Annotated in this window: 28 protein-coding genes and 2 pseudogenes; 14 read left to right on the top strand and 16 right to left on the bottom strand. The window is 67.9% G+C overall.

What is annotated here, in order from left to right:
* Positions 1–283 precede the first annotated feature (283 nt).
* A complete protein-coding gene (locus SSP08S_RS62230; protein ID WP_158697320.1) occupies positions 284–529 on the bottom strand; it encodes a hypothetical protein in 246 nt (81 codons plus the stop codon).
* Between the two features lie 734 nt (positions 530–1,263).
* Positions 1,264–1,602 carry an AfsR/SARP family transcriptional regulator gene (locus SSP08S_RS62225; RefSeq protein ID WP_158697319.1) on the bottom strand — a complete coding sequence of 113 codons (339 nt, stop codon included), beginning with the start codon at positions 1,600–1,602 and terminating at the stop codon, positions 1,264–1,266.
* A gap of 629 nt (positions 1,603–2,231) precedes the next feature.
* On the opposite strand from SSP08S_RS62225, the gene SSP08S_RS47310 reads away from it, so the two are divergent.
* From SSP08S_RS47310 to SSP08S_RS47290, 6 genes are all read left to right on the top strand, one after another.
* The gene (locus tag SSP08S_RS47310; RefSeq protein WP_026179438.1) at positions 2,232–4,577 is read left to right on the top strand and encodes a cyanobactin maturation protease PatG family protein; all 2,346 of its coding nucleotides are present in this window, start codon (positions 2,232–2,234) and stop codon (positions 4,575–4,577) included.
* A 23-nt stretch (positions 4,578–4,600) separates the two neighbouring features.
* The gene (locus SSP08S_RS62220; protein ID WP_158697318.1) at positions 4,601–4,792 is read left to right on the top strand and encodes a hypothetical protein; all 192 of its coding nucleotides are present in this window, start codon (positions 4,601–4,603) and stop codon (positions 4,790–4,792) included.
* 242 nt (positions 4,793–5,034) lie between these two features.
* Positions 5,035–5,271 (top strand): hypothetical protein, encoded by a 237-nt coding sequence (locus tag SSP08S_RS47305; RefSeq protein WP_019074671.1) that lies wholly within the window; start codon positions 5,035–5,037, stop codon positions 5,269–5,271.
* A 31-nt stretch (positions 5,272–5,302) separates the two neighbouring features.
* Complete coding sequence (locus tag SSP08S_RS47300) at positions 5,303–6,232, top strand: peptidoglycan-binding protein (RefSeq protein ID WP_019074670.1); 930 nt, start codon at positions 5,303–5,305, stop codon at positions 6,230–6,232.
* A gap of 195 nt (positions 6,233–6,427) precedes the next feature.
* Positions 6,428–6,997 (top strand): hypothetical protein, encoded by a 570-nt coding sequence (locus tag SSP08S_RS62955; RefSeq protein ID WP_019074669.1) that lies wholly within the window; start codon positions 6,428–6,430, stop codon positions 6,995–6,997.
* A 109-nt stretch (positions 6,998–7,106) separates the two neighbouring features.
* The gene (locus tag SSP08S_RS47290; protein ID WP_019074668.1) at positions 7,107–8,012 is read left to right on the top strand and encodes a helix-turn-helix transcriptional regulator; all 906 of its coding nucleotides are present in this window, start codon (positions 7,107–7,109) and stop codon (positions 8,010–8,012) included.
* Positions 8,013–8,391: 379 nt separating this feature from the next.
* Here the strand turns inward: SSP08S_RS47290 and SSP08S_RS64835 are convergent, their stop codons facing one another.
* Together SSP08S_RS64835 and SSP08S_RS47280 are read right to left on the bottom strand one after the other, a co-directional pair.
* A complete protein-coding gene (locus tag SSP08S_RS64835) occupies positions 8,392–9,054 on the bottom strand; it encodes a helix-turn-helix domain-containing protein (RefSeq protein ID WP_019074667.1) in 663 nt (220 codons plus the stop codon).
* Positions 9,051–9,431, bottom strand: a complete 381-nt coding sequence (locus tag SSP08S_RS47280) for a type II toxin-antitoxin system RelE/ParE family toxin (RefSeq protein ID WP_245608105.1) — start codon at positions 9,429–9,431, stop codon at positions 9,051–9,053. Before SSP08S_RS47280 ends, SSP08S_RS64835 begins: the two co-directional genes overlap by 4 nt.
* Positions 9,432–9,977: 546 nt before the next feature.
* Between SSP08S_RS47280 and SSP08S_RS47275 the strand changes: the two genes are divergently transcribed.
* Positions 9,978–10,877 carry a replication-relaxation family protein gene (locus SSP08S_RS47275; RefSeq protein WP_019074665.1) on the top strand — a complete coding sequence of 300 codons (900 nt, stop codon included), beginning with the start codon at positions 9,978–9,980 and terminating at the stop codon, positions 10,875–10,877.
* A gap of 157 nt (positions 10,878–11,034) precedes the next feature.
* Here the strand turns inward: SSP08S_RS47275 and SSP08S_RS47270 are convergent, their stop codons facing one another.
* The 7 genes from SSP08S_RS47270 to SSP08S_RS47240 form a co-directional block, all read right to left on the bottom strand.
* On the bottom strand, positions 11,035–12,078 hold the full coding sequence (locus tag SSP08S_RS47270) for a serine hydrolase domain-containing protein (protein WP_019074664.1): 1,044 nt from the start codon (positions 12,076–12,078) through the stop codon (positions 11,035–11,037).
* A 203-nt stretch (positions 12,079–12,281) separates the two neighbouring features.
* Positions 12,282–13,403, bottom strand: coding sequence for a glycosyltransferase family 4 protein (locus tag SSP08S_RS47265; RefSeq protein ID WP_026179437.1), 1,122 nt, complete (start codon positions 13,401–13,403; stop codon positions 12,282–12,284).
* Positions 13,400–13,936 carry a dCTP deaminase gene (locus SSP08S_RS47260; RefSeq protein ID WP_019074662.1) on the bottom strand — a complete coding sequence of 179 codons (537 nt, stop codon included), beginning with the start codon at positions 13,934–13,936 and terminating at the stop codon, positions 13,400–13,402. The genes SSP08S_RS47265 and SSP08S_RS47260 overlap by 4 nt, the downstream gene beginning before the upstream one ends.
* On the bottom strand, positions 13,933–14,472 hold the full coding sequence (gene dcd / locus SSP08S_RS47255) for a dCTP deaminase (RefSeq protein WP_019074661.1): 540 nt from the start codon (positions 14,470–14,472) through the stop codon (positions 13,933–13,935). The genes SSP08S_RS47260 and dcd overlap by 4 nt, the downstream gene beginning before the upstream one ends.
* Positions 14,469–15,695, bottom strand: coding sequence for a metallophosphoesterase (locus SSP08S_RS47250; protein WP_019074660.1), 1,227 nt, complete (start codon positions 15,693–15,695; stop codon positions 14,469–14,471). The genes dcd and SSP08S_RS47250 overlap by 4 nt, the downstream gene beginning before the upstream one ends.
* Complete coding sequence (locus SSP08S_RS47245) at positions 15,692–17,008, bottom strand: carboxyvinyltransferase (protein WP_051106114.1); 1,317 nt, start codon at positions 17,006–17,008, stop codon at positions 15,692–15,694. Before SSP08S_RS47245 ends, SSP08S_RS47250 begins: the two co-directional genes overlap by 4 nt.
* A gap of 233 nt (positions 17,009–17,241) precedes the next feature.
* A complete protein-coding gene (locus tag SSP08S_RS47240; RefSeq protein ID WP_019074658.1) occupies positions 17,242–17,727 on the bottom strand; it encodes an ATP-binding protein in 486 nt (161 codons plus the stop codon).
* 262 nt (positions 17,728–17,989) lie between these two features.
* Between SSP08S_RS47240 and SSP08S_RS47235 the strand changes: the two genes are divergently transcribed.
* From SSP08S_RS47235 to SSP08S_RS47225, 3 genes are all read left to right on the top strand, one after another.
* Positions 17,990–18,868, top strand: coding sequence for a helix-turn-helix domain-containing protein (locus tag SSP08S_RS47235; RefSeq protein WP_026179436.1), 879 nt, complete (start codon positions 17,990–17,992; stop codon positions 18,866–18,868).
* Positions 18,869–19,099, top strand: coding sequence for a DUF397 domain-containing protein (locus tag SSP08S_RS47230; protein WP_019074656.1), 231 nt, complete (start codon positions 18,869–18,871; stop codon positions 19,097–19,099).
* A gap of 506 nt (positions 19,100–19,605) precedes the next feature.
* A complete protein-coding gene (locus SSP08S_RS47225; protein ID WP_245608104.1) occupies positions 19,606–20,142 on the top strand; it encodes a hypothetical protein in 537 nt (178 codons plus the stop codon).
* 47 nt (positions 20,143–20,189) lie between these two features.
* Here the strand turns inward: SSP08S_RS47225 and SSP08S_RS62215 are convergent, their stop codons facing one another.
* Complete coding sequence (locus tag SSP08S_RS62215) at positions 20,190–20,642, bottom strand: hypothetical protein (protein WP_158697317.1); 453 nt, start codon at positions 20,640–20,642, stop codon at positions 20,190–20,192.
* Between the two features lie 120 nt (positions 20,643–20,762).
* On the opposite strand from SSP08S_RS62215, the gene SSP08S_RS47210 reads away from it, so the two are divergent.
* Both SSP08S_RS47210 and SSP08S_RS63945 read left to right on the top strand, forming a co-directional pair.
* Positions 20,763–21,500 (top strand): hypothetical protein, encoded by a 738-nt coding sequence (locus tag SSP08S_RS47210; protein WP_158697316.1) that lies wholly within the window; start codon positions 20,763–20,765, stop codon positions 21,498–21,500.
* A gap of 129 nt (positions 21,501–21,629) precedes the next feature.
* Positions 21,630–21,880: pseudogene (locus tag SSP08S_RS63945) on the top strand (hypothetical protein); the annotation flags it as partial.
* Positions 21,881–22,056: 176 nt separating this feature from the next.
* Here SSP08S_RS63945 and SSP08S_RS47200 read toward each other — a convergent pair.
* From SSP08S_RS47200 to SSP08S_RS57430, 4 genes are all read right to left on the bottom strand, one after another.
* A complete protein-coding gene (locus SSP08S_RS47200) occupies positions 22,057–22,605 on the bottom strand; it encodes a Uma2 family endonuclease (RefSeq protein WP_043260325.1) in 549 nt (182 codons plus the stop codon).
* A 208-nt stretch (positions 22,606–22,813) separates the two neighbouring features.
* Positions 22,814–23,011 (bottom strand): DUF262 domain-containing protein, encoded by a 198-nt coding sequence (locus SSP08S_RS47195; RefSeq protein ID WP_019074649.1) that lies wholly within the window; start codon positions 23,009–23,011, stop codon positions 22,814–22,816.
* 583 nt (positions 23,012–23,594) lie between these two features.
* Entirely contained in the window at positions 23,595–23,810 is a 216-nt protein-coding gene (locus SSP08S_RS64670; RefSeq protein ID WP_369407119.1) for a hypothetical protein, read from the bottom strand.
* Positions 23,811–23,817: 7 nt separating this feature from the next.
* Entirely contained in the window at positions 23,818–24,744 is a 927-nt protein-coding gene (locus SSP08S_RS57430) for a Fic family protein (protein ID WP_369407118.1), read from the bottom strand.
* Positions 24,745–25,417: 673 nt separating this feature from the next.
* Between SSP08S_RS57430 and SSP08S_RS47185 the strand changes: the two genes are divergently transcribed.
* Positions 25,418–25,990, top strand: a complete 573-nt coding sequence (locus SSP08S_RS47185) for a DUF4232 domain-containing protein (RefSeq protein WP_019074648.1) — start codon at positions 25,418–25,420, stop codon at positions 25,988–25,990.
* Positions 25,991–26,172: 182 nt separating this feature from the next.
* Positions 26,173–26,713, top strand: a pseudogene (locus tag SSP08S_RS57425) (hypothetical protein).
* The last annotated feature ends 206 nt before the right edge of the window (positions 26,714–26,919 follow it).

Below are 26,919 nucleotides of genomic sequence, written 5' to 3'. Positions count from 1 at the left end.
ATCATTCTGGGAGGCCGCCATGGAGATCGGCCGGAGGCACCCGCGAGTACGCTAATCCAGCCCCCGCCGACCCCATTGTCGGGATTCGAACAGCGTCACGGCCGCGTCGTCGCGCGCCTTCGATGGACGACGGCCGCAATCACCGCTTGGAGGGCGGGAAGGCCTTGCTCTATCGCGCTCCCGCGATGCGTCGCGGGAGCGCGTAGTCCAGCATCGCGAACAATGTGCGATCAGTACGCTCCCGTCCGCCGAAACAGGAAGGGAGAGCAGATGCCCGGAACGGTCAAAAGACGACGTACGGGCCGGAGGAGCCAAATGGGTTGTAGGGGTACCCTCCTGTCCCTGTCCACGGGGTGTTCCAGTCGAGCAGCGGCGGCGCGACGATGTTCGCTTCCACGCCGGAGGCCGCATTGGGGACACCAGTAGCGGCGGCTTGGGTTCGGTCGACGGGCGGCGCCTGCTGCGGCATGTTAATAAGTGCGGCAGCCAGGTAGGACGTTGCCTCGGCACACGAGGTCTGCTGGATCATGATCATGCTCCTTTCGCTTTATCGTCGTGCGTGACGAATGGGTGAGGGGTCGCTTGTGGTGCTCAGCCCGAGCGGCCGGGCCCGCGTCACCGATCGCTGGTGCGCAGTTCTCTCACGATCCCCGCGTTCTTCATGTCCGCACAAAGCCGGTAGCCAGCATGGGCATCCGCTCTGTGGAGCAGCCTGGCCTTTCACGCGGGGAGAGCCCGGCTGGGGTAACCGGGCGCCGGGCGGGCTGCCGGCTGAGCAGACCAGCGCACGTCCGCCCTTTCGCGCCGACAACAGCGGGTGGTGCCGACAGCCGCCGGGCCGCCGGCACCTCGTTCCTCAGAGACCGAACCAGCCCAGGACGTCGCCGACGGGGCCAGATCCAGGGATCATGTGTGACAGGCTGTCGATGAACGATCCGAGTCCGGCAGCCTCAACGCCACCGACGGCGCCCGCGGCGGCTGTGCCAACTGCTGAGCGGTAGACGGGTGGGGCCTGTACGGGCACGGACAGGCTGGCCAGCCTGTGTTCCGTTTCTTGGTCGAAACGAGTGTCCACCACGCTCATCTCCTTTCTGATCATTTGCAGCCCGCCGATGTGGGATCGGGCGGGAGGCACCTGCATCCCCGCAAACGACGAGGACTGTGATGCGGCCACCAGCCTCCACCGGGACCGTTGTGGGGATGTGTTCTGCAGCGTTCGAGTAGCGTCACCGTCGCGTCATCGCGGCATGCCGACCTGCGGTGCTATGGAGACAGCAAATCTTGCAAGAGGCTGGTCATCTGCGGCGAGGGGCTCACGTTGAGTTCGCGCAAGAGGAAGTCGGCGTAGTCCTGATAGAGCCGTACGGCGCTCGCTACGTTGCCCTCGGCAAGATGGATCTCTATCACTATCCGGCGGGCGGTCTCCCGAATTGGGTCGATGGAGATGGCCGCTATGGCTGCCTGGAGAGCAGGAAGGTGATGTCCTGCCGCCAGCAGTCGCTGGGCCAGGCTCTCGAGGGTGTAGAGGCGCACCTGATTCCAGCGTTCACGCTCCAGCTCCAGCCACTCGTCGGTCCAGCCGGGCAGCAGTTCCTGCGTCAAGTCATAGACGAGAGCTTCGGCGCTACCCGGTGGCGGGCCCGACCCATCGACGATCTTCCGCGCTTCCACGCCGACCGCATGCAGATCGATGCGGACCAGGGGCGACAGCCGCAGTCGTTGCCCAACGCAGTCAACGAGAGGGACACAGCCGGTGCGTCTCCCCTGACACAGAGCTGAGCGCAGATTGGCTGCCGCCCGGTGGCAGGGATAGTCGGGCCATATGTGCTGTGCCACGGCACCCCGATGGACACCGTCGCTCTGCAACGCCAGGAACGCCAGCAACCGTTGGGCCCCGAGAGACAGACGCACCCTGTGCCCAGAGCGGACGAGCCCAAAGTCACCCAGTAGTTCGAGCGCTACTCCGTTCGAAGATTCGTTCTGCAACACATCCCCACTCTGCGACTGGCATGTGCCACACGCATCCGGGTGCAGCCCGCTCTTTCCCGTTAGTCCCAGGTCCGCGGCCATGCCGTCGAACCTCTTGAGAAGCTCCCGGTGCTGCACCTGGCCTGCGCCAAGAACGCCCGGGGAACGCTCACGGAACGCCTCTTGCACCATCCGGACAACGCACGCCGCACAGGGCCGTTGGATGCTCGCGGACAGAACCAAACGAGCGAGCGGGGGTTGGGATGGAAGCCCGGTCCGTACTGCAAGGCCTGCAAGCCCCTCAGGAGGAGCTTTCTGGCAGCCCAGAGGTATGCGTTGCCATTCTTGACGGGCCCGTAGACCTGTCCCACCCCTGCTTCCAGGGCGCCGACCTGACAAGGATCGATACCCTGGTGACCGAGGCCCCCGGCCCCGGACCGATGTCGCTGCACGGCACCCTCGTTACCAGCCTGTTCTTCGGACAGCCCGGCACGGTCGTAACCGGCATCGCCCCACGCTGCCGAGGCCTGCTGCTCCCGGTGTTCCGGGACGGACACGAGGCCCGGATCCCCCAGCTTGACCTGGCCCGGGCCATCGAGCGGGCCGTCCAAGAGGGTGCCCACATCATCAACATCAGCGGCGGTGAGCGCGTACCGGACGGACAGGCAGACGAGCTGCTGGCACGTGCCCTGCAACTGTGTGACGACCACGGAGTCCTCGTAATCGCGGCCGCCGGCAACGACGGATGCGACTGCCTGCAAGTACCCGCCGCAGTGCCGAGCGTGCTGGCCGTCGGGGCAACCGACCCCAACGGCACACCCCTGCAGATCAGCAACTGGGGAGCCGCCTACGCCACGCACGGCGTCGTCGCCCCGGGAGAGGCCGTCGAAGGCGCAGCCCCCGGCGGCGGACGAGCCACTGTCACCGGCAGCAGTTTCGCCACACCCCTCGTGGCCGGCGTGGCCGCGCTGCTTGTGGCAGCACAACTGCGGATCGGGCGCCACGCCGACCCGAAGGCAGTCGGCAATGCCATCCTCACCACCGCCTCCGTGGCCGTGTGCCAGCCCCCCGATGCGCCCGCATGCCGCCGGTATCTCGGCGGCAGCCTGAATGCCGCACGCGCACACGCCCTGATCACCGCAACAGGAGACACAGCCATGACCAACCTCGACGGACCCACGCCTGACACGAGCCCCGTCGCACCCGAGCCAGCCGAGACGGCAGGAGCCACTGCAGATGCAGCCGGTGCCACCGACGCATCGATCACGCTCAGCGAGGCCGGTGCGCCCGAAGGTGTCCCAGGCTCGCACGACATGACGCCCAGTGGGCAGTCAGCAGCCGTCCAGCCCGCGCCCGTCGTCGAGCAGACCACAGGGGTGCGGGCCGCCTGCGGGGCAGAATCGCCCGCCAACAGCAGGCCACCGAGCGCCACAGCCGACATGCCTGAGCCCGGCGCGCCGAACACACAATCGCCCCCTTCTGCTGGGGACTGGCGTGGACCACGCGGCCGCAGTTCAGGGGTACGTCCCTCATGCGGTTGCGGTGGAAGCTCCGCATCGGAGTGCCAATGCGGAGGCGGCGCCAGTACCGGCCCGCAGCGGCAGCTGATCTACGCCATCGGCACCCTGGGGTTTGACTACCAAACCGAAGCACGCCGGGACACCTTCACCCAGCAGATGAAGAACCCCGTCTACCGGCAGGGCGACACAGATGTCGAAGCGCCGGCCAATCCCCAGGACGGACGACAGCTCGCCGATTACCTCGCGGAGAATCCCTGGGTATCCGACAAGGTCACCTGGACGCTGAACCTGGACGCCACGCCCGTCTACGCCCTGGAGGCCGAAACCCCGGTAGCCATGGACTGGAACGAACGCATCGACGTTGACGTCGACGGCGAAAACGTTGCTCAGGAGCTTCGGACTTTGCTGAAGAACCTCGCGCATCCGCCAGTCTCCATCATCTACCGGACATTCCGCGACGTGCTGCGGGGACAGATGCTCAACGACAACGAGCGCGACTACGTCTCACGCGTGTCCATCCCCGGTGTACTCACGGGACGAACCACACGCCTCTACTCAGGTCAGGTCGTACCGGTGGTCGAGGTCAAAAGCCGCGGACTGTGCGCCTGGAACGAAGCCCGACTCGTCGAGTCGATCTTGGGAGCGGTCAACACAGCGGCCACCAACTACGAGGAGAGCGCCCTGCCGGACAACGAGGTACGCGATCACGTCAAGACGTTCCTCGGCAAGGTCTACCACCAGTTCCGCAACCTGGGGCAGAGCTCGGCCGACCGTGCCCTGAACTTCGCGGGGACCAACGGCTTCCTGTTCGGATCCGTCGTCAAGGAGGGCCTGCTGGCCCCAGGAATCACCCACCGGGCCAGGCGGGCCGACGGCACGTTCGAGCAGCCGCGCCTGGGCGCGCTAGACACCATCCGCGTATCGAAGAGCCCGCACTGCCGTCCGGGCTCGGACTGCCAGGACGTCTTCGTCAGCTTCTTCGACCCGGAAAACGACCAACGCGCCAAATACGTCTACCAGTTCACGTTCGACGTCAGCGATGAACTCCCCGTCAGCCTGGCACCTGTCCACCAGTTCCTGGACCGGTAGACGCCCATCCATAGGAGCACGCCATGACCGACAAGAGGCTGCAGCCCACCAGTGCGCTGCCCATCCAGTCCCGCCCCATTCACCGGGACCAGCATTCAGAGCCAGCACCCGGCCCGCACAACAGCGGTGTCGAAGCTTCCAAGTCACGGTGCGCCGATCTGACCGGCCCGGCCCGGCAGATGTGCTATCAGGCCCTGTACGGCCTCTCCACATGACGGTGCCTGCAGGTTGGCGCGCACGGGGCTCACCCACCTGCAGGCCCCTAAGAAGCCTCTCAGCAGGCAGGCACGCGCCGCGCTCTCACGCGCAGTTATCGCCGCATCGCCGAACCCACCCCAAGCTGTCTCAAGCACCCGAGAAAGCACGTTGCCAGCGTGATCGTTCACCGGTCGGCCGGGGCCCCAACCGTAAACAGCCGCTATCGGCCCTGGCGGCCCACCCGAAAGGAACTACTCGCATGCGACTCGACCTGCCAGCCCAGACGAAAGCGATTGATCGCCGCGATCCACAGGAAACGCCCCTCCTTCCCGGGAAGAAGATCGTGGCCGACGGCACCCCGACCGTGATCATGGTGAGGCCGGCCCCGGACCGCGGCTATGGACCTGAACCCGGCGACCCGCCAGCAGCGTTGAACCTGGACGGCCGCGGCTGGTACTGCCAGGCCGGCGTCTGCATGTGGAGGGGACTGATCTGACCCCAAGTCCGCAGCTCTCCGAAGAGGAACCATGTATCAGAGCGTCTGGGATTCCTTCATTCCGTTCAGCGCACCGCTGGAAGGCCGCATCCAGTTCATGTATCTGGACGTTAAGAGCCTCGTCTCTACCGGCGTCGGCAACCTTCTCGACGCCGACGATCCGCAGCATTTCGGCACTAACCCGAAGCCGCTGCCGGACATTTTCACACTCGACTGGTACGACAAGGACACCCTCGCCCCGGCCACCCGCGCGGAAATCATACAGGAGTACAAGACCGTAAAGAACAGCAATACCGCCCACGCGACAATCGGACAGAAGGAAGCCATCACGCGGCTGCGCATCAGCAACGCAAGCATCGACGACCTGGTACGGAACAAGCTGTCCCAGTTCGAGCAGTACCTGCGGGGCCGCACCGACTTCGAAGAATTGGAGGACTGGCCGGCCGACGCACAGCTCGGGCTCTTCAGCATGGCTTGGGGCCTGGGGCCTGCCTTCAAGTTCCCCAAGTTCCAGGCAGCAGCCCAACAGCGGGACTGGCTGGTCATGGCGGGGGAAAGCAAGATGACCGAGACGGGAAACCCTGGCGTGATCCCCCGCAACGTCAGAAACGGCCTGCTGTTCACCCTGGCCGACTGGAACGCCGCCCCGCCTGCCGGAGATTTGGCCCAGCTCGTGTACAACGTGTCGCTGGACCTCGACGCGAACATGCGCTCCGGCATGTTTCCAGTTCCGCTCAACCTGGCCATCGGGATACAAACCGCGCTAGAGACCCTCGGCTTCGACCCGCACGGACTCGACGGTGTCTTCGGCCACAACACACGCACCGCGTTGACCTCGTTCCAAGACAGTAAGGGCCTTCCGAGCACGCCCACGGCTGCCAGCATCAATGACGTTCCAGAAGCGACGACCAAAGCGCTCGCCGACGAACTGCAAACCCTGGGATTTGTGCCTTATCCCTGAACACACAGCGTGGGTGACTGAGGCCACCGCCGTCGTCAGCTCGATCTCCACCTGCATGCCCGGCATCGGCCAGCCCCGACGCAAGCCTCGCACACAGGCATGACGGCGCCATGGACTGACCGTTGGAAGGACGTTGCTGATACGTCCTTCAACCGTCGATGCCCTACGACTGGCTGGCCGGGCCTTTGCGAGCTGATGGACCCCGAGGTCGAACAGGTGCGGGGCGACAGCTTCCGCGCGGACTGGCGCATCACCGACCTGATCCGGCACGCCCGGCGGTGCGGTGCGCCCGCCCCCGGCGTCATCTGCCCGGACAACGGCCTGGTGTTCACCGCCCTGCAGGACCAGGTGCGCGCCGTGGCTCCCCCACGGCGCGGCAGACGCCCCCTACAGTGGATACAGGAGATGACCACGGAGATGAACCCCACCGCCCTGCTGCTCGAACTCGCCGCCCAGGCCCGGAACATGAGCGCCCCGGACGCACTGCGCGACGTACTCTCCGCAGGCCACCGTGCCTGGTGCGAGGGTGTCGCCGACGTCCGGGCCGACATCGGCCGGGAGATCGCGCCCCTGTCCGACGCCGACATCGCCGAGCGGTGCGCCGTCGTCGGTGCGTCGTGGGAAGAGGGGATGACGCGCGGCGAGGCGGTTGCCGCTCTCGCGTTCGCAACCTGGGATGCCTCGCCGGCCGCCATAGTCTACACCGAGCTGGCGGAGCGTGCGGCGCGCTTCGGAGTGTGTCTGCTGGGCGAGGAAGTCCTGTAGGCCGATCTGGCGTCAGGCTGGACGGCAAACCCCGCCTTTGGCATTATCGAACCTGTCACGCTCGTCCGAGTGCCGGCGCCGCCGTGCTGATCCTTACAGAGGGGACCCGATGACTTCCACCGACCGGCTCGTGGACACCGCGCAGATCGTGTCCGAGTTCGGCACGAGCAAGTCCCGGGTCAGCGAGTGGAGCAACAACCCGGACAGCGGCTTCCCTGCAGCCGCACACACCGAGGGCCGCAAACGGTTCTGGCGCCACGCCGAGGTCGCCGCGTTCTTCGCGCAACGTGCCCCGAAAAAGCGCACACTGCCGGCCACGGTACTCAAGGCCGACCAGGACGAGCTGCTGACCAAGCGGGAAGTAACCCAGCTCCTGGGATACACGCGCACCTCGACCATCGACGCCTACTTCCGCGACCGGCCCGGTTACTTCCCCGAGCCGGACGAGGACACCGACGGCCAGATGTGGCGCCGCGGCACGATCGTCACCTGGGCGGCCAACCGCCCCGGCAAGGGCCGGCGCAGCTCCGCGCCGTCGGCAGCGCGGCCTGAGGTCTCGGCAGACGGCGATCCCAACGAACTCCTCGGCACGACCGAGGTCGCCGCCCTGCTCGGCTACAGCAGTACGGCTTCCTTCTCCAGCGCCCTGTACCAGGGGCGCATCCCCGAACTGCCTGAGCCCGACGCCCTGGAGAAGGAACAAGGCAGCCGCGGCCGGGCCCGTAAGAAGTGGCGCCGGGCCACCGTCGTCGCCATCGCCCGCAAGCGCGGCGTGCTGCCGCCAGCCGACCAGGACGAGAACGAGGACCTGGTCGGCGCCGCCGAAGCAGCCCGGATCCTCGGATACGCCAGCGCCGACAGCTTCATCAGCGCACTCGGGCACGGACTCCTGCCCGACCTCGATCAGCCCGACGGATACGAGTACCGGCGCGGCAGCGCCGGCCGCCCCCGCCAGCAGCGCTGGAAACGCTCCCGCCTCGAGGACCTCGCCGCCCGCCGGTCCCCGACGTCCTGACTGCAGCACGCTGACCGCGTCGCAGGCGGGATACCGTAAGACCGCGGCCTCTGGTTAAAGGGATCGACGAACTCCCGGCGGACCAGAACGCCGCACGATGGCCGGTACGGAGAGGCCAGCCACCCCTCCACCGCGAAACCACACGGCATCGCGGAACCGGCCATCGCCAAGGATGACCCGCTACTTCGACGTCGGAGCCTGTTTCAGACCCGACTTCTTGCAAGTAGAGGTTGCGCCGCAGCGCAGGAAACCTCCGGGCAGCCAACACAGCCCAGCTCTGGTACAACCCTGAGCGCCCACAAAACTGGGTCCTCGATCACGCCAAGGCCGACGAGCTGCCGCAGTAAGCGGGCGGGCTCGTGCTGGATCGGATGCCCTCTCAGGCGTCGGTTGTCTCCTTGCCGACCGGGTCGGCTTCCAGGGCATCTGCCATCATGCGGCGCATGAGCGCCGTCTGTGTACCTCTCACGCGAGGTGGCACCGTCCGGCGGTGATCACGCAGCGATGCGTCTGCGGCAACGAGGAGCACGAAGGTGTCCGGGTCCGGCAGTGACAATCTCAGCCTCGGTAGGGAAGAAATGCCGAGATGGGACACAGTGAAGGCGGCTGGAGTGTAGGAGGTGTTGAACTGCTCCACGACGCCCGCGACGTGGGAACGGATATCCCTCGCCATCTCATGCAGCGCAGCTTCTACGGGCGTTGCTTCCTGCGCAGGCTTGTCCTCGATCAGGGGAGTGAAGACGAAAGTGGAGTCCTCGTCGTCCAGGTCGATGGACAGCCGTGCTTCCAGTGCTTTCGCCAGGCGCCGCAGGAGAGCGAGCGTCGGCTCGGCGCCGGCCTGCTCGATGTTGGAGATCTGCGGTTGCGTCATGCCGGCGCGTTCAGCCACGTCCTTCTGCGAGAGGCCCAGTTCCTTACGCCGGTCGTGGACAGCCTGTCCCAGTGCCATGGCGTCGCCGGCGTTGGTGTAGGCCTCGGAGGGCTCGACCTTCTCACCGAGGAACTGGCGGGTACGGCGCGTCTTCCACTGTGCGTGGTTCATGACTCCTCCGTCCGGTCGTAGGTGTGCTCGGCCACGCCGTGTTGCGCTTCGCATTCCTTCTGAGCCTGGTGGGCCCGCTCCACTTGAGCATCTTCACGTTGCTTGGTCTTGCGAAAGACGGTCAGCAGAATGATGCGGCGTTCCGGGGCGAGCCAGTACGTGACCCGCATCTTTGCGTCGTCCAGCATGATCCGCAGCTCTCGGACTTTACCTCCGAGGTGTTTGGAGAACGGTTCGCCGAGTGTGGTCGGCTCGGCGAGAAGCTTGTCTGCGTGGCGTTCCACCTTGTCGTACTGCGCCTGGGGAAGCGTCTCCAGCCAGTCCAGTACCTCTGGCTCAACTTCGATCACCCAGAGCTCACCCACCCCGAGACTCATACAAATAAGTATATACCCTGGCGGGACTAGCGGCTCCGTACACGCGGCACCGGGCTCCGCAGAGGGTGAGAACGTCACGTCGGCGGATGGGGCAGGAGGTGACAGCCACCAGATCGCAGGCGGGCGGGAAGTGCGTCGGCCAGGGGCGGCAGCAGTCTCACCATGCCCGGTGCGGAGCCGGTACTGCGACAGAGCCGTTGCCGTCGGACCTGTTCTCTGGGTACACGAAGCCAGCCACACCCAATTGACCAAACAGACCGATCCGGCGGCACTGGCTCAGACAGCGGTCCCGTGACCCTCCGGGCTCGGACAGTCCCTCCGCCCAGCACGGGTCAACTGGCCAGTGTCAGGGCGTACCGCACGGCAAGCTTGCAGTCCGTGGTCGGGCCGACCACGGGCCCGACCACGGACTATGTGTCCCCATCGTGACCATGGTGGGGCCTTGTGGTCGGTGGCCGGGTCGGGGGCGGCAAGTTACCTCAAGGTCAGCAACACCCTGTTCCAACCTGGGAGCTTGCACATGTCTCCCGCCGACAAGGGATACCGGTGACCTCTACCGAAACCACTGCGTCGTTCACTCCCACGCCCGCCGAGCCACTGCCCCATCAGCTTCTGTCCGCGCTCGCCCAGCACCGGATGGCCACCACCAGCCAATTACACGATCTGCTTCGGCCGAACGTCGCCCGCCAGACCGTCTCCACCCCGCTGAACAAGCTGCGGCGCAAGGGTCTCGTCAACTACACCGTGCTGCCCCAGTCCAATCGCACCCGCGCCTGGTACCTCACGGGCGAAGGCGCCCGCCTCACACGGGACTTCCCCGCGCTGCGGGGCCGCCCTCCCTATCCGATCAGCTCCGCAACGGCCGCCTCGCTGAAGACACCGCACACGCTCACCGTCCTTCGCACCCACCTGACCTTCGCGGCAGACGCCCGCCGGCTGGGGCACGAGCACGGCCCGTGGGACTGGACCCCCGAGGTGTCCCACCCCATCGGCGAGGGCGAGCGGCTCTCGGCCGACGCCGTCATGCACTACACCGTCATCGACGGCGAACACCGGCGGAAGCTGCGCGCGTTCGTGGAAGTCGACCGCAGCACCATGAGCGCCGAGCGCCTGGCCGTGAAGCTAATCGACTACGCGCGGCTCTTCCAGTACGAGGCGCAGCCCCTCGGCCGCCGCAAGCCGGTCTCCGCCGGACCGGCGTGGCTCCGCTGGTATCCGGTCTTCCCCCGGTTGCTCTTCGTCCTCACCGGTGCTTCCCGCAGCAGGCTGAGTGGCCGCATCAGTGACCTGCAGGCGATGGTCGCTCAGCACCCGCTCGTCGCGGCACTCGCCCTCGAGGTTCAACTAGGAGCTACCGTCCTGGAGGACATCGAGGAGCACGGTCCGTCCGGAGCCGTGTGGGTGCCGTTGGCAGGGGGTGAACCCCGCCCGTGGACCGCCTTGTGACGACGCCGAGTACGCCCGCGTGGACGGGGGCGTCTGGGGGAGGTGCCCCTATATCTCTTTCATCAAGGAGCGAGGCGGTCGATTGGTGATTTTTCAGGCGGCTTTGGAGACGTCTTCAGGAAACCTGTGGGGCCAGCAAGCCGCGCCCCACAAGGCTTCAGGAGAAGGCGAGTTGACGGAAGGTGTTGCGTACGTCGGTCAGGGGCTGGCGGTCGCGCGTGTAGTAGAGCTTGTTGGTCAGCAGCACCGCCCAGCGGTGCTGCTGAGGAGAGATCCACATGCCGGTGCCGGTGAACCCGTAGTGGACCCACACGTCCTGTTCGTCGGTGGTGCTGGGAGCCGGGTGCCAGAACAGGCCTCGAGCGGGCTCCAGGCCGCCGGTCTGCACGGTCAAGGAGTGGGCTGTCCACTTGGCTCCGAAGCCTGCCTGTGCGAGGGCTGTAGAGGGGTCCAGCATGTAGCGCAGGAAGACGACGAGGTCGTCGAGAATGGTGAAGGCGCCGGCGATGCCGCACACTCCGCCCAGCAGACAGGCGGAGAAGTCGTGGGCGATCCCCTTGAGGTGGGTGTCGGTGTCCTGGTTGAGTTCGGTCGGGGCGCAGAGGCCAGCGATCTCGTCGGGCAGCGGGCCGAAGCGGGTGGAAGCCATGCCGAGTGAACGCCAGGTGCGGGCGTCGGCAAGCTGGTCCAGGGTCCGGCCGGAGAGGTGTTCGGCAAGGTATCCGAGGATGAGGGCGGCCCGGTCGGTGTATTCGACGGCCTCGCCGGGCGGCCGGTGCACAGCCTCGTGGAGCACGCCAGCCCGGATGATCTGCGGGTCGGTGCCGTAGAGGTTTTTCAGTTGGGCCCGCAGCGGGACGCCTGCGGTGTGGGTCAGCAGCTGGTGGGCGGTCACCGTGGTGAGCGGATGATCGGTGACCTCGGGCCAGAAGGTGCCGAGCGGGGCGTCGAGGTCGAGAACGCTGTCTTCCCACAGGGCGCCGATGGAAGACCACACGGCGAGGATCTTGGTGAGGCTGGCGGCGTCGAAGACGGTGTCGCGGCGCATCTTCACGTCCGGCTCGTCGGGGTCCAGGACCCCGGTGACGCCGGATGCGTGGATGCCGGCGGTGTCACCGACGGCCCACACGGCGCCGGGGTAGACCTTGTTGCGGACGCCTTCGTCCAGCAGAGCTTCGATACGGTCGGTGCGGTACGTCATGGTCTCCCTGTTCGCCGGCGGCTCCCGCCGGTCAGCGTAGTGATGCGGAGGAGGCGCAGCGGGCAATGGCGTGGCCAGCGGCAGCTGTGCCCCGCACCCCCGTGGCGGGGGGGCTGAGGTCTGACGGCCCTCGATGCCGGTTCCCGCTGCTCCCAGGCACCGAGCGGCCCAGCGGCCACGGTCTCCTGGTCGGGGAGGCCGGTTCAGGTGAGCTGATGGCCCAGGTCGGTCAGGGTCTCGCCGGTCACGGAGAGGGGGTAGCGGGCGGCGTTTGCATAGCCCGCCTGCCGTATGGCGCTCAGCAGCCCAGGCGTGGTCCGCAGCCGGTCGAGGTCGCGGGCGAGGGCGGCGGAGTGGGTGAAGTCGGTGGCTATGGCGGAAGCGGCCAGGGTCTCGCTCAGGCCCGGCACCGGCTGGTAGAGGACGGGCAGCCCGCAGGCCTGGGCTTCGAGGGCGACCAGGCCCATGGCCTCCAGGGTGGTGGACGGCATGACGAGGACGTCGTGCTCGGTGAACGCTTTCCACAGCTGGGGGCGCCGGAGCCAGCCCAGGTAGCGAGCCCGGACCCCGGCCCGGTGCAGCAGCGGCGCCAGTGCATGGAACTGGGCTCTGGGGGCGGCGATGCTCAGCTCGGCGCCCTGGACCGGGGCGAGGCTCTTGACCAGGGCTTCGGCGCCCTTCTCGGCGGTCAGGCGGCCTGCGTACAGCAGCCGCAAATAGCTCATTGGCGCGCGGGGTGGGCGGGCCGGTGGGTCGGTCAGCAGCCGGTCCGGGATGCCCCAGGGGATGTGGGTGATCTTCCGGCGGTCGGTCCGCGGGGCGAGTTTGATCAGGTGGTCGGCCATGGCGCCGGCGGGCACGACGATGGCGTCGGCTGCTCGGGCGGTCTCGCGCAGGATCTGGAGTTGGTCGTGGTGGGTCTCGGCGAACAGGAGGTCGGTGCCGTGGACCAGTGCGATGCGAGGGTGGGCAGGCAGGGTCTGCATCAGGGCAGGGGTGGCGCCGAAGGCGAGGTGCTGCAGGTGCACAACACTGATCTGGGCCGCGTCGAGCGCTTCCGTCAGCGACGTGCGCAGGGCTGCAACGTACCGGCCGAAGGCTGGGCTCTCCAGGCACTTTCCGGGGACGGACAGCAGTTCGAGTCCGGCCGGGAGGCGGGGGCGGACTCCGGTGGGGGCGAGCATGAATGCTCTCGCGGGGATGAGGGGTTTCTCGCCGGTGTACAGGTCGAGGAAGAGTTCGACGCTTCCGCCGGGGCTGCCGGCGGGCAGGTCCAGGAAGGTGGCGGCCAACGGACCGGGCGGGGGGCTCGCAAGGGGGCTCACCGGCTGCCTCCGTTGATCTCCTTGTAGAGGCGGGAGATGTCGATGCCGTCCGTGGCGGCGTACTTCGCCGCCTGGCGCTGGTAGCTGTCGGGGTGGCCGTGGGCGGCGATGAAGGCGAGCTTGCCGAAGGTCATGCCCGGGTAGACCCGCACGGGCTTGGCCACGCAGATCTCCAGGGTCCAGCGGATCGCGTGTCCCTGGTGGCCCAGCGGGGCGGAGACGTGGACCCAGATGCCCAGGGAGCCGGTGGTGCGGTCGCCGTTGAGTATCTGCGCGAACGTCTCCGAGCCCGTCCGTTCATGGGTGATGCCGAGGTAGAGCAGGCCGGGGACGAGGATGAGGCCGCGGGTGGGGATGTGCTGTTCGGTGAAGACGGTGGGGGCGGCGGCATCCAGGTCGCCGCCGCAGAGGCGGAGGGTGTCGCCGAGCCGCCAGTCGTAGGCGTTCGGGGAGATGCGGGCCGGGTCGTAGGGGTCGATGGTGATCTCGCCGGTGTGGACGGCGGCGGCGATCGCGGGGCCGGTGAGGATCACGAGGCGGCCGCCCGGATGCGGGCCGCATCCCGCCAGTAGCGGGAGGGCTGGGGCCCGGTGGCGGCCTGGTACTTGCCGCGGTAGAAGTCGATGTCTCCGGCTGCGATGAAGAACATGATCTGTCCGATCTTCATGCCTGCGTACACCCGTAGCGGCCGGATCGGGGAGAGCATCAGGGTCCACTGGCCGTGGAAGCCGATGTCGCCGATGGGGGCGGTGATCTCGACGAACAGGCCGAGCCGGCCGACGGAGGAGCGGCCGAACAGTAACGGCACGAAGGTGTCGGAGCCGACTTGTTCGAGGGTGTGGCCGAGGTAGAGCTCGCCGGGCTGGAGCACGAATCCGCCGGGGCCGATCTCGACGGTGGTGGTGGGGTTTGGCTGGTGGGCGTCGAGGACGGGGGCGGTGTAGGTCAGCAGGGTGGCGCCGAGGCGGACGTTGTAGCTGTTGGGGTTGACCTGGTCCGGCTCGAAGGGGTTGATCGCCAAGCGTCCGTCGTGGGCGGCGGCGGTGATCTCGGGGCCGGTGAGGATCATCGGGCACCTTCTTCGGGGGTGGGCAGCGGGGTGGCGATGGTGCGGCGGACGGCCTGGCCGAGCTGGAGTCCGGCCTGGCGGGTACGTCCGCCGAGGTGGGTGTCGGCGAGGTAGTCGGTGGTCAGTACGGACCGGGTGTCCTCCGGCAGCGGGCGGGGGGCGATGACCAGCGGCCCGACCTGCTCGGCCAGGTGTGTGAGCAGGATGTCGATGTCGGCCGTGCGCCCGGCGGGGAGGAAGGCGTGGACAAGCTGGTTGCCGAAGGGTTCGATCGCCAGCAGGTCTCCGAGGGTGAGCACGTCTTTGAGGTGGGTGGGGCGCAAGGCGGTGTCGTTGAGGATGACCGCGTCGGCGCCGAGTCCGGTGTGCAGCCGGTTGGCGATGTCCTGCAGGAGCCGGTGCCGGTCCAGTTCGGTGTCCTGGTAGGGCTCGTTGAGGGTGCCGAGCCGGGCGGTGAGCATCCGGCCGGTGGAGGCAATCTTCTCCCTCAGGGCAGCGAGGCTGCCGGGGACCCTGCCGGTGTCGGGGAAGAGAGAGGTATGGGCGGCCCATCCGGATCCGGCGGGTTGGGCGACGGCGTATCCGGTGCCGAGTTCGCCGCCCTTGACCACGAGGGTGTCGCCGACGTTCACCGGCCCGTAGATGTCGCTGTGGCAGTGTCCGGCGAAGATGACGTCCACGAACGGGCAGGCGACGGCGAGCCGAAGGTCCGCCTCGAAGCCGGAGTGGGACAGCACCATCCACGCGTCTACGTGGTGGTGGTGTTCCAGCATCAGCTGCCGCAAGGCGGTGGCCGGATCGGTGACGCGGTGCCCGGCCCTCCGGTCGGCGGGGATGGAGTGGAACGCGCTGACGCCGATGACCGCGGTGACGGCGACGCGGCGGCCGTGCACATCGATGATGCGGATGCGGTCGAACAATGGCCGGCCAGTGCTGTCGTCAACGGCGTTGGCGCACACGGTCATCTCGCGCAGGCCCGGCTCGAAGTAGTGGGGCCAGCCGTGGTTGCCGGGGGCGAGGACGTCATACAGCGTCGTGAGGATCTCGCGCTCGCTGGCTCCGTTGCCCAGCTGGTAGTAGCCAGTGCCCTCGAAGAAGTCGCCGCAGTCGGCGATCAGCGAGGTCTCCCGCAGATCGTGCAGGTGCGCAAGCAGGCAGTCGGCCCGCTCCAGGGCGGAGTGGACGTCGGTGGTGGCCGCGATCTGAGTGAAGGTCCTGGTCATCGCGATACCTCGATGATGTCGGCGCCGAGGGTGCGAAGTGTGGCGGGCAGGTCGGCGTGTCCACGCCTGAGCTGGTCGAAGCCGTTGATGGTGGTGGCGCCGCGGGCGTTCAGAGCGGCGATCAGCAGCGCGGAGCCGGTGCGGATGTCGGTGGCTTTGACGCCGGTCCCGCTCAGGAGCTGGGGGCCGGCCAGGCGGCACCGGGTGGGAGAGAGTTCTTCGATCACGCCGCCGAGGCGGGTGAGCTGAGGGATCAGATTGCCGTGGCGGCCGGGGTTGATGTCGTCACAGAACAGGTGGACGCCCGGCAGGGTGAGAGCCAGAGCCATCAGCGGGGGTTCGAAGTCGGCGTCCAGGCCGTCCGGGGCCAGTGAGGCGATGGCCCGCAGCGGCTGTTCGCCGACCGCGCGGGCCTGGTGGACGGTGATGGCATCGGGGGCGAGGGTGACGGGGACACCGACCCCGTCCAGGAGGCCCGCAAGGACCTTGAGGTCTGGGCCGTTGATCCCCTCGATGCGGCCCTCGCCGCCGGTGGCCGCGATCGCGCAGGCCAGGGTGCCCGCCTCGATCTTGTCGCCGGGGACCGTCCAGGCGACGGTGCCGGCCGGGACGCCCGGCGGCGGGTCCAGCATGATCTTCTCCTCGCCGGCGTGGGTCTGCCACCCGGCGGTGCGTAAGGCGGCCAGCACGCCGGTGGTCTCCGGGGACAGGTTCGGATTGCCCAGTTCCAGGCGGCTGTTGGAGGCGACCGCCCGGCACACTGCGGCGATGCTCGCTCCGCGTGAGCGGAACGGCAGTGTGAGGGCGACCGTGTCGCGAGCCTGGCCGGCGGCGAGTACGCGGTATCCCCCGTCGTCAAGGAGGACGGTGTCGCCGAACGCCTCGTACACCTTGAAGTGCAGGTCCATCCCGCGGTCGCCGATCCGGCAGCCACCCGGCCAGGGCAGCACCGCCCGCCCGCAGGCCACCAGCAGCGGCGCCACCAGGTAGTAGGAGGCCCTGATCCGGGCGGCGTCCGCCAGTTCGGGCACCTCGGCCGGGCCGCCCCTGGGCATCACGATCACGGTCCCCGGCTCGGCGACCGGGCGGGCGAGGCGGTATCCGCACTGCTCGAGAAGGCCCAGCATGCTCTGGACGTCGGTGCCGGCCGGGATGCCAGACAGGTACACCTCACGGCCAAGGGACGCGGCAGCGGCCAGCAGCGGCAGGGCCGCGTTCTTCGAGCCGTCCGCCCGCACCGTGCCGGCAAGCGGTCGGCCGGGCCGGACGGTGACGGCGTTTGTGCGGCTCACGCGGGTAGGAGCACGCTCCATCAAGAACCTCCTGGACACGAGCGGTTGGGGCTGAAGGTGGTGCCGGTCGGACAGTGCTCCGAAGGGGGATCTCCGGCCGCCGGCAGGGTGTGCGCCGGCGGCCGGACCGCGAACGGCACCGCCCTTGAGGAGGCAGAGCGCGGCACCCGCCGGGGCGCCGGACACGATGCGCGGCTCCGGTGCGGCGGGCTGCCCGAGGAAGAGGTGGCCACCGTGCGGGCCGAAGGACGGCGTCAGACGCTCACCGGGGCCGGCGCAGGCAGGGTGCAGGTGATCTGCTTGCCTACCGCGGTCGGCTCCACCGTCCAGCCCGGCGCGAGCGCGTCGAGGATCCACAGTCCCCGCCCGGCCTCGGCATCCGCGCTATCGGGAGCCTGTCCGCGCCGCTCGGGCAAAGCGGCGGACTCCGGGTCGTGCACCTGCACCAGAACGTGGTCCTCCTGCGGATGGACCTGGACGATCACCGGGGCCCACGGGCCGCACAACCGCACCGCGTTGCCGACCAGTTCGCTGGCCACCAGCCGGGCCGACTCCGCGATCGCCTCGCCTATCCCCGCCCCGGTGACCGCCTTGAACACCGCCTGCCGCATCTCCTGCAGATGCTCCGGGCTGGCGCTCATGTGCAAGGCAAACCCGGCACCGTGGTGCACCAGGTAGAAGCCGCAGGAAGCCTGCGGTGAAACGGCGGTCGGTCCCGTGTGGGCCCGGGCTTGGTTCATGGGCGTGCTCCCCAGTCGACAGAGCGGGCAGCTGGCCGGCGTCGGCCGGGCTCGCGCTGAGGGTCGGCACGTCGGCCTCCGAGGACAGCGATAGCCCGAGAAGTCGGCGTAGGACAACGACAGACGACACGAAGAGCGATGGAATCATCACACCCCGCGCTCGATAGACAGCATGCCCCTCAGCAACTCAATTGGGCAACATGCCCAATCAACATTCCTCAGACTGGTTGTTCATGCCGCAGGCAAGCGCCACACTGTCGCCATGGCCTGGAAGAGGAACCCCGCCCCCAAGTCCGTGTACCGCCGCCAACTGTCAGCCCAGCTCAAGGAGTTGCACGACCAGTCCGGCAAAACGCTGGCCGAGGTCGGAGCGATCATCGAGGTCAACCAGGGCTCGCTCAGCCGCATCATGAACGGCGACCGCGGCACCACCCCAATCCTGGTCAAAGCGATGCTCGACTGCTACGGCGTCACGGACCCCGCCGTCCGGGAGGACATCCTGGACCTGGTCCGCGCCGATCAGGCCCAGCGCAAGAAGTGGTGGCGCAAGTACTCCGCGGTCATCAACACCACGCAGTACGGCGGCTACCTCGAACTGGAGCAGAGCGCGACACTCCTGCGCTCCTACGAACCGCAACTGATTCCCGGACTCCTGCAGACGCCCGAGTACGCCCGCCAGGTCATCACCGCGATGCGCGTCGACCTGGACGCCAAACAGGTACAGGCCCTGGTGGACGTCCGGATGAACCGCCAGGACATCCTCTCCCGCGAGGACGCCCCGCCGCCGAAACTCTGGGCGGTCATCGACGAGGCCGCCTTCCGCCGCATCGAGTCGAAACCCGCCGTACTCAAGGAACAGCTGGAACAACTGCTGGACATCGAGCCCCGCACGAACATCACGCTGCAGCTCCTACCGTTCGACGCCGGATTCCACCCCGGCCTGTACGGGTCGTTCATGCTCATGGGCTTCCCCGAGCCCAATCCCGATGTGGTCTGGGTGGAGAATCTGACCAACTCGGTGTACTTCGAGGGATCTGACGATGTGGGGCGCTACACCGAGGTCTTCGATCATCTGCGGGCCACGGCCCTCGGTCCGCCCGAGACCCGCAGCCGCATCAAGAACATGCTCAAGGAGCTGTAAGTGAGCAACGCCAAGCCCGACCCCGCCGAGCTGGACTTCTCCACCGTCACCTGGGAGAAGAGCCCGTTCAGCGGGGGCAACGACAACTGCGTGGAATTCGGCGTGATCGGCGACCTGGTCGCCGTACGCGACTCCAAGCGGCCCGAGCAGACCCCCCTCCTCTACACCCGGGGCGAGATCGGGGCACTCCTGGCCGGAGCGAAGGCAGGCGCCTTCGACCACCTGGCCTGAACACCCACCGGCCCTGACCTGAAATGGCCGGAGACGAAAAACGGCGGCCGACCCCAGCGTTAGTGGGGTCGGCCGCCCTCCTCATCCTCGCAGACCTTGCCAACAACGCAGACGAATCCCACACCCCAGACTCGCCCCCGAGAAAGCCCTTGCCCCGACGCCGGCACTACGCCCACGCCGGGAAATCCACCGAGCTTTCAGGTGGTCTCAAACGGTCGCGTTCCCCGCCCTTGGCGGCCACCGGAGAAGACCTCTGTCATCCGGGACGGCGTTGCACTCGGCATCCCCGTCAGCGGGGGCCGCCCCCGGTGAGGCGCAGGGGCGCCTCCGCACCCCCGTCGGGATGGTTACGGAAGGTCAGGCGGGTACCGAGCGGCCGGGCCTGGCCGGAGGCAACGGTCAGGCCCAGGCCCGTTCCCGCGGGCTCGGGCCGGTGCAGAACCGCCGAGTGAGCACTCACCTAGACCTGCCGCAGCGTCCCGACCTGCCGCCGTACCATCCCGGCCATGACCACTGACGCCGTTCCCCGGGAGCGGGACCCCTTCTTGGAAGCTGTCGGACGCGTGACCCTTGCTGGTGGGCAACTCGACTTCGCCCTGCGCCATCTGCTCGGAGCGATCGCGCACGAGCCGACGCTGCTCATGTACGCGAACGCGGCCAACACCAGCCAGCTCATCGAATTCTGCAAGCTGGCCCTCAAGGTAGGACGCGTCACCCCGGAGGATGCCGCAGAGATCGAGGCCTGCCTCACTCGTGCGGAGAAGTTCCGCGACCGACGCAACACCATCGTGCACGCGCTCTACGCACAGGCCGAATCCGGCGTTGGCATCGAAGCGATGAACCCCGTGAAGAAGAACCTCGGCTACCGCACCTCCGCCGTTACGGTCGAGCAGATGGAGGCGTTGGCGGACGAAGTGGCACTTCTGCGGGAGGCCACGTTCCGAGTGGGCTGGAACGCAGGTGCCGGCAAGATGCCCGGCATGCGGAAACTCCCGCCCCCGGCCCCCGGCCAGACGGTCAACGGAGTCACTGTGCCCAAGTAGCGGGCTGTCCTCGCAGATCGGGTCCTGTGTCCCAGGGCCCGCCTGCTTCAGCAGGCGGGCCCGACGGCCACCTGTACCTTCTTCAGTCGCTTCGCTGGGGTGGCGTCGGCGTTGTAACCCGGGTTGTCGCTCGCCCACGCCGCTTCGGTGCAATACCCGGCCTGCGTTGGCGACGAGCGCGGCAACGACCTGAACGTGGTTTCGCAGTTCACCAGGTCGTAGTTCCCAACAACCTGGGCACTGTTGGGCAGCCCTGGCGTCTTGTACCAGAGGATGACGTCGCGCGTGGGTGAGAGGTTGCAGCCCTTCGACGAATGGGACGTCTTCGGCGTGGGCTTCGCGGCGCTGGAGCTGCTCTTTCGGGGCGCGGCCGTGGCATGGCTGCGCTTCGCGACCGGCTGACGCGAGCTGGGCGAAGACGCCGAGGCGGTGTGGCCGCCGCCGCTTCCGCAGGCGGCGGTCAGCAGGATGGCAGTAATGGGCAGGATGGTGCGGCGCACGATGCCCCCCTTGGTGGTGCGGAGTTGCGTGCGGCAACAGTGGCAGCCGTGCACGGACCGCGGGCGGATGTTGCCGGTCTGTGATGACCCGTTCGGGTTCGTATCCCTACGCTGCCGCTCGTGAAGCACCTTCGAGACTCCCGCGCGTGGGTCACAGTCGTCACCGTCATCGTTCTCGGGGCTGGTCCAGCCTGCTTGATCGGCATGGGCATCTGGGATTGGAAGCTGGGTCTGCACACAGAGGACCGAGTAGCCACCGTCAACACCGTGATTGCCGCAGCCTCCTGGCTCCTCGTCGCAGTCGCCGGCGTTGTCGCCCTCCTCGCCTATCGCGACGCCAGCGGACGCCCTGACCTCGACATCGAGATCACGTTCAACTTCAGCTTCCCGAACGAGCCCGTCTTCTTGGCGGGCGACGCCGGGACACCCGACCAGCACCGACAAATCGAGGCCTTCAAGCAGGTATCGGCGACCGTCACGCTCAGCAACACCAGCCTCTACGCGGCCAAGAACCCGGGCGTGCGCATTGAACTCGAAGGACTCAACGGCATCGGCCAACAGTCCGGATGGCAGGATGAGCGGGTCCATATGCTGGGGATCCGCTCGCTCCAATGGGAGGGCGGTACGGACAGCATCGTCCACGGCAAGTGGTCACGCACGCTGCCGGCCCTCGACTTCACCGACTTGACCGAGTTCGACCCCGGCAACGCCGCGCTCGTCGTAACGCTGGCAGCCGACGGCGTTGCGCCGGTTCGCACCCGCATGCCGGTGCGATTCCTCAACAGCGCCGAGTACGACGCCTACACCGGCGAACGCTCTGTCCGGCTCGGCGAAGACCCGCCGGTCACCGCCGCATGATGCACGCTGGCCACACCGCACAGGTCTGGGGTGGACAGGCTCTGTCAGCGTCTGGCCAGCCCTACAAACACCGCCACCGTCCCCCCGATCCCGGCACGGCGCAGAAAATCAGCACCCATCCGTGCGGGCGCGCTGTCCGCCCGCCTCACCGTGACCGACCCGGTCACCGGGCAGGACTGCGAGGTCGACATCCTCAAAGAGATCTTCTGGCGCCCCATCGCCCAGAGCCCCTACGGGCCCGTCCTCGCGGAGGAAGACGTGATCGGAGCCAAAGTCCGTGCCCTCGGCGACCGCGGTGCACCCCGCGACCTGATCGACGTATTCGCGGCGTGTCCCGGCGATGGAGCACCGCCGACCTGCTTGAGCCGCGTCCGCAGCACGACTTCCAGTCGGTCTCACGCGCTTCCGGGCCCCTCCGACAGCTGCTGGCCGAAGAACGGAACCTTCTCGGAGGCAGGGCCGGAAGACCCCACAGACTCTGCCATGTGAGATGGCGTCCAGGTGCGACAGCGCCCACCACGTCAGGGGCACAATCGGCGCAAGTCCCACTCCTCGGTCACGGTACGAGGGCGTCGAGATCGATATCCAGGGGGAAGGGCACGGACACCTTCAGCCGGCCTCTGTGGATGCCTGTGGGCACATAGGTACTGGTCATAGCGTCGAGTTCGTAGGTGTGGACAGTGGGGGCGCCCCCCTCGTCCTCGATACGCCAGAAGTGGGCGATCTTGGCCTGGCCATACTTGAAGGGTTTCAGAGACCGGTCACGGTCCGCCGACTCCTCCGAGACGACCTCGACGACCAGAGCGACATCCTCGGGCGCGTACCAGGTGCGGTCAGGGTCATATGCGGCGGTGGAGACAAGGATGTCGGGCTCGGGCCGGCTCTTCCTGTCCAGGCGGACCGTCATCTCCCGCTCCGCTTCGAAGCCCGCGGGAGCTGCCTGCCGCAAGCCGAACGTGAGACTCTCCACAAGCCGGGAGTGCCAGGACCGCTGCGGCGACATCATGAAGATCAATGCTCCGTCGATGAGTTCGGTGTGCCGCGGCGCCTGAGGAAGATGGTCAAGGTCCTCCGCCTCCCAGCCACTGGGCCTGGGTGGGATCATCCAGTCAGGAAGTCCGGCGGTCACGGCTGCCTCCAGGCGCCTTCGAAGGTGGTCAAGGGGCCTTGCTCCCGGAACACGGACACGGGCCACGCGATCAGTGACAGCGTAGTTGATGCAGCCACGCGCCCGGACAGATCGGGCAGGCGCGTGGTCTGCTCACCGGGAGCGGCTTCTCGTCGGCATCCAGCGGTCCCGGTCGCAGCGCGCGTCAACTCGGGCGCGGCGAGGGCACCTTCCCCTTCCACTGCAGCGTCTCGAAGGCCTCGAAGAGATCCTCCAGCAGCGTGCTGACGTCCTGCGCCGACCACGAGTACTCCCGCTGGTAGTACTCGATCTGGTAGCGGGCCTGCCCGAACAGCTCCTTCAGATCGAACGTGTCGCCCTGGATCGCCCCAGCCGCCGCCACGCCTCACCCCCGAGCAGATGCCTGTGCGCCCCAACTCGTCCAGCTCCGTTGGCATTTACCCAGCGTAGGCAGCCACGCAACCCACTCGACCCACACCGCTGTCCTCCGCCCGCCCGGGGCTGATCCGCCGGGCAGCGGTGCCCAGCAGGCGAGGTCTGCCGCGGTCCGACTGCCCACGGACAAAGCCGGGTTGCCACGGGAACGCCCGGGGGCGTGCCTCCTTGACCGGCTGACCGGACGGAGCGGTCCCGCTGGTGATCACTGACGTGGTGCGAGACCGGACCGAGCCACTGATGGCGGCTGACCCGATCCGTGGCAATGGCGGGCCGGCCCGAGCCCAGCCAGGCCGGTCCCCTGACCTCGAGGCCTTCGTGGGGGAAAGCGCGGGAGACGCCCGCCTTGCGGGCGACGGCCTGAGCCAAGCAGGGCCACGCCTTCATCAACATCGGGACGGCACACCTTCGTCGGCCGCTTCGGCGACCACATGGACAGCAACGACTGTGGCCGGCTCCAAAGCAGCGCAGGCGGCTGGTGCTTCTGCAACAGCCAGGGCGCCTGCGGCGCCTTCCTCGCACAAAAGGGGTCAGTCGCGGTAGGGGCGCGTCAGGGTCATGGGGGTCCGCGCGGTGTCGAGGGCGTCCTGCGGGAATGCGCGGCCCGCGGTGTAGTAGCGGGCACGGGTGCGGCCGACAGGCTCAAGGATGCCTGCGGCCGTGAGGTCACGCAGATCGCGCTGGGCCTGCTGAAGGCTGAGAGCTTCGCCATTCTGGTAGCGGGAGCGGCGTACGCGTCCGGCCATGGCCACGTCATGGCCGGGCGGTGACGGTGCGCTCGTCCAGACTCCGGCCGGCGGCGAAGGCGGCGAGACGGCTCCAGACGCGGCCCGAGCGGGCGAGGCGGCCCTGGACGGTCTGGGCCTGCTGGTGGTAGGCGGTGAGGTTGGATCTGATCCAGCCGGAAACGTCCTGATCGGGTCGATAGTGGCTGCCCCGGTCGTTCAGTTCGCGGTAGTACTCCCAGGTGTTGCCCGGCCGTCCCAGCCAGCTCTCGATGGAGGAGAACTCGGGCGCGAGAACTCCTTCCCTGGCGATCATGAGGGTTTGCAGGGAGCGGGACATGCGGCCGTTGCCGTCGGCCCAGGGGTGGATGGCGACCAGATGCAGGTGGGCCATCGCGGCCCGCACCAGGGCGTGTGTGCCGTCGCTTTCGTTGAGCCAGTCGATGAGTTCCTGCATCAGAGCGGCTACGAGCGGGGCGTCGGGGGCGGTGTAGGCGGCGATGCTCGGATCGCGGGCGTCGGTGACGTAGACCGGCCCCTTGCGCCACTGGCCCGCAGGCCGGCGGGCACTGTGCCGGTGCCCCTGCAGCATCCAGTGAAGACCGTTGAGCAGACCCTTGCTGTAGGAGAAGTCCTCCACGTCGTGGAGGGTCTGGATGTAGGTCATCATCCGCTGGCAGGCAAGGGTCTCCTCCCGGTTCTCCTCCGAGACGTCGACCTCGCTCTCGCCCTCCAGGAGGTCCTCGACGTCCACGGTGGCCACCTTGAAACCCTCGATGGAATTCGAGGCCGCCACCGCGTCCGCGGTGAGGAACTTGCGCAGGCCGGCCGTCCACTTCGTGGGAGTGCGCACGTCGTGCCGCAGCGCCGCACGCATCCGGTCGATCTGGTCGAGGACCTCACGGTCCGCCTCGGTGAGATCCGGCGCAGGGAAGAGCATCACCCCATGACGCATTGACGCAATCATCACGTCAAATATTCCATCGGGGCATTGCCCCACCACAGGCGTGAGCGCAGCGGCGATGACGGAGCGTCAACATCCGCTGCTCGACGGCACGGCGTACGCGGTCTCACGGAGGGTGGCCAACCGCAATCGAACGCCCTGGCGATGCTTCGCGATCGCTCTGCAGGATCCGTGACAGACTCCGCCGCCGACCGCCCCAGCCTGTCGGGGCAAGGCCGTGGGCGAGATAGGTGCCTGCCACGGGGCACCGACGCCAAGGTCGTTACGGCTGCGCGTGCCGGTTGCCTGCCGTGCGGGTACCGGCTGGCGCACGGTGCGAACGGGGTGTCTCGTGCCACTGGATCCTGACCGTTTGCCATCGGACGTTGACGGACGCGAGTTTGTGTCATCGGAGTTTAATCACCGCAGGTCAGCGACTCAGCTGAACCTTCGGTGCGCGCCGGGGGTGTGGTAAAACTCATGGCGCGCTGGAGGTGCTTCGGTCTGCCTTGACGGCCGTCTGCACGGGTGCAGCCTGTCGTCACCGTTCCGTCACAAGCAGTCGCCGCACGGAACCCTGCCGCTCTCCCGTCCCATCTGCACTCACGTACCACGACCACTCGTACCGCGGGGCACCAACCGACGACCGAAACCCGCGGACGAGACGACTCAGGGGGACCACAGCATGCGGCACAGCAACGGCATTCGCAGGGCGGCTCTGGCGACGACGGCGGTCACGGCCCTCGCGGCGGCGGTGACCGGCATCCTGCCCGGCACCGCCATGGCTGCGAGCACCACCACCTCCACCCCGCCGCCCGCCTGCCCGGCCTCCGCCCTCCAGGTCAGCGCCTGGCAGGCCGCCCACCCGCCCGTCGGGACCGGGACCGGGGCGGCGGTCGTGCAGTTCACCAACGTCTCCCGGAAGACGTGCGTCCTGAAGGGCCATCCGACGACGGTCGCGGGCGCCGGCAACGGCTCCCCCACCCACAACACCCCGCTCACGGTCACCCCCACCGGCAGGGCGGCCACCGTGACGGTCCGGCCGCACCACAAGGCGTGGGTGAAGCTGACCTTCGTCCAGGTCCAGGGGGAGGGCGACGGCTACTGCGTGTCGGGCAAGACCCCGAAGGCGTATCCGACGATGGTCATCGGGCTGCCGCACTCCGGGAAGCACCAGGTCGCCCTGAACGACGGGTGGTGGGCCGAGTGCGACAACAAGGTGACCGTCACCCCGGTCTCGGCGGTCAAGCCTTCCTGACGCCCCGTCCCCACAAAACGAGCAGCCTGCACGACGATCGCAACGCTCTGACCTAGACGTTTACGAAGTGCTGCACATAAGAAGCTGTATCTCAACCGAACCTGATCCGTTGATTTCTACTGGTCAGGCATGGTTTTACTCGGGGTGAGGGAGGCATGCGGCGGACGTCTTGTATCTGCTTCATGACCGAGGAGTGCGCGGTGGCGTCGGTGCTGGGAATGCTGGAGGAGCGGGAGGCGGCTGCCCGGGTACGGGTGGAGGGCCTGCGGGAGGAAGCCGCGCGGTTGGCTGAGGTGTTGGAGGCCGCGGAGATCGAGCTAGATCGGCGGGTGATCGCGGCGGGAGGAACTGGTCGAAGCCCTGGCCTTGTCCGCCGCCGGGACGACTGCCGTGACCGGGGCGGAGCAGGAAGCGGTGCCCTCACCGGTGCCAGGATCGGTGGTGCCGTCCTGGCGGGACGGGCTGCCGGTGACCGTACTCGCGCCCGACTACCAGCGGATTCTGGGCGTGTTGGAGAAGCGGCGGTCCGCGGGCGAGGGACCGGTGAAGGCCAAGGAGATCGCGGCGGAGTTGGACCTTGGGACGACGCCGGCGAAGGTCGAGGGGGTGCGTTCGAAGGCCAGGCGCCTGGCGGAGCGCGGGTGGCTCCTCCTGGAGGCGTCGGGGATGTTCAGTGCCGGCCGGCGGCCCGTGGCCGTGCCAGACGCCGGCTCATCCACGTGACCATCGACCACCGGATCACCGCCTCGCTGCTGGCCAGCACCGTCTCGTAGTCCCGGGCCAGACGGCGGGAGTTCATCAACCATGCGAACGTGTGCTCTGCCACCCGGCGTCTGGGGAGCACCACGAACCCTGTCATGTCGTCGGTGCACTTGACGATCTCCAAGGTCAGGGCGAGTTTGCCCACGGCAGAACGGTGCCGGGCTTGC

This window comes from Streptomyces hokutonensis, assembly GCF_000376565.1.
GTDB lineage: Bacteria > Actinomycetota > Actinomycetes > Streptomycetales > Streptomycetaceae > Streptomyces > Streptomyces hokutonensis.
This window is presented reverse-complemented; position numbering and strand designations above follow the sequence as displayed.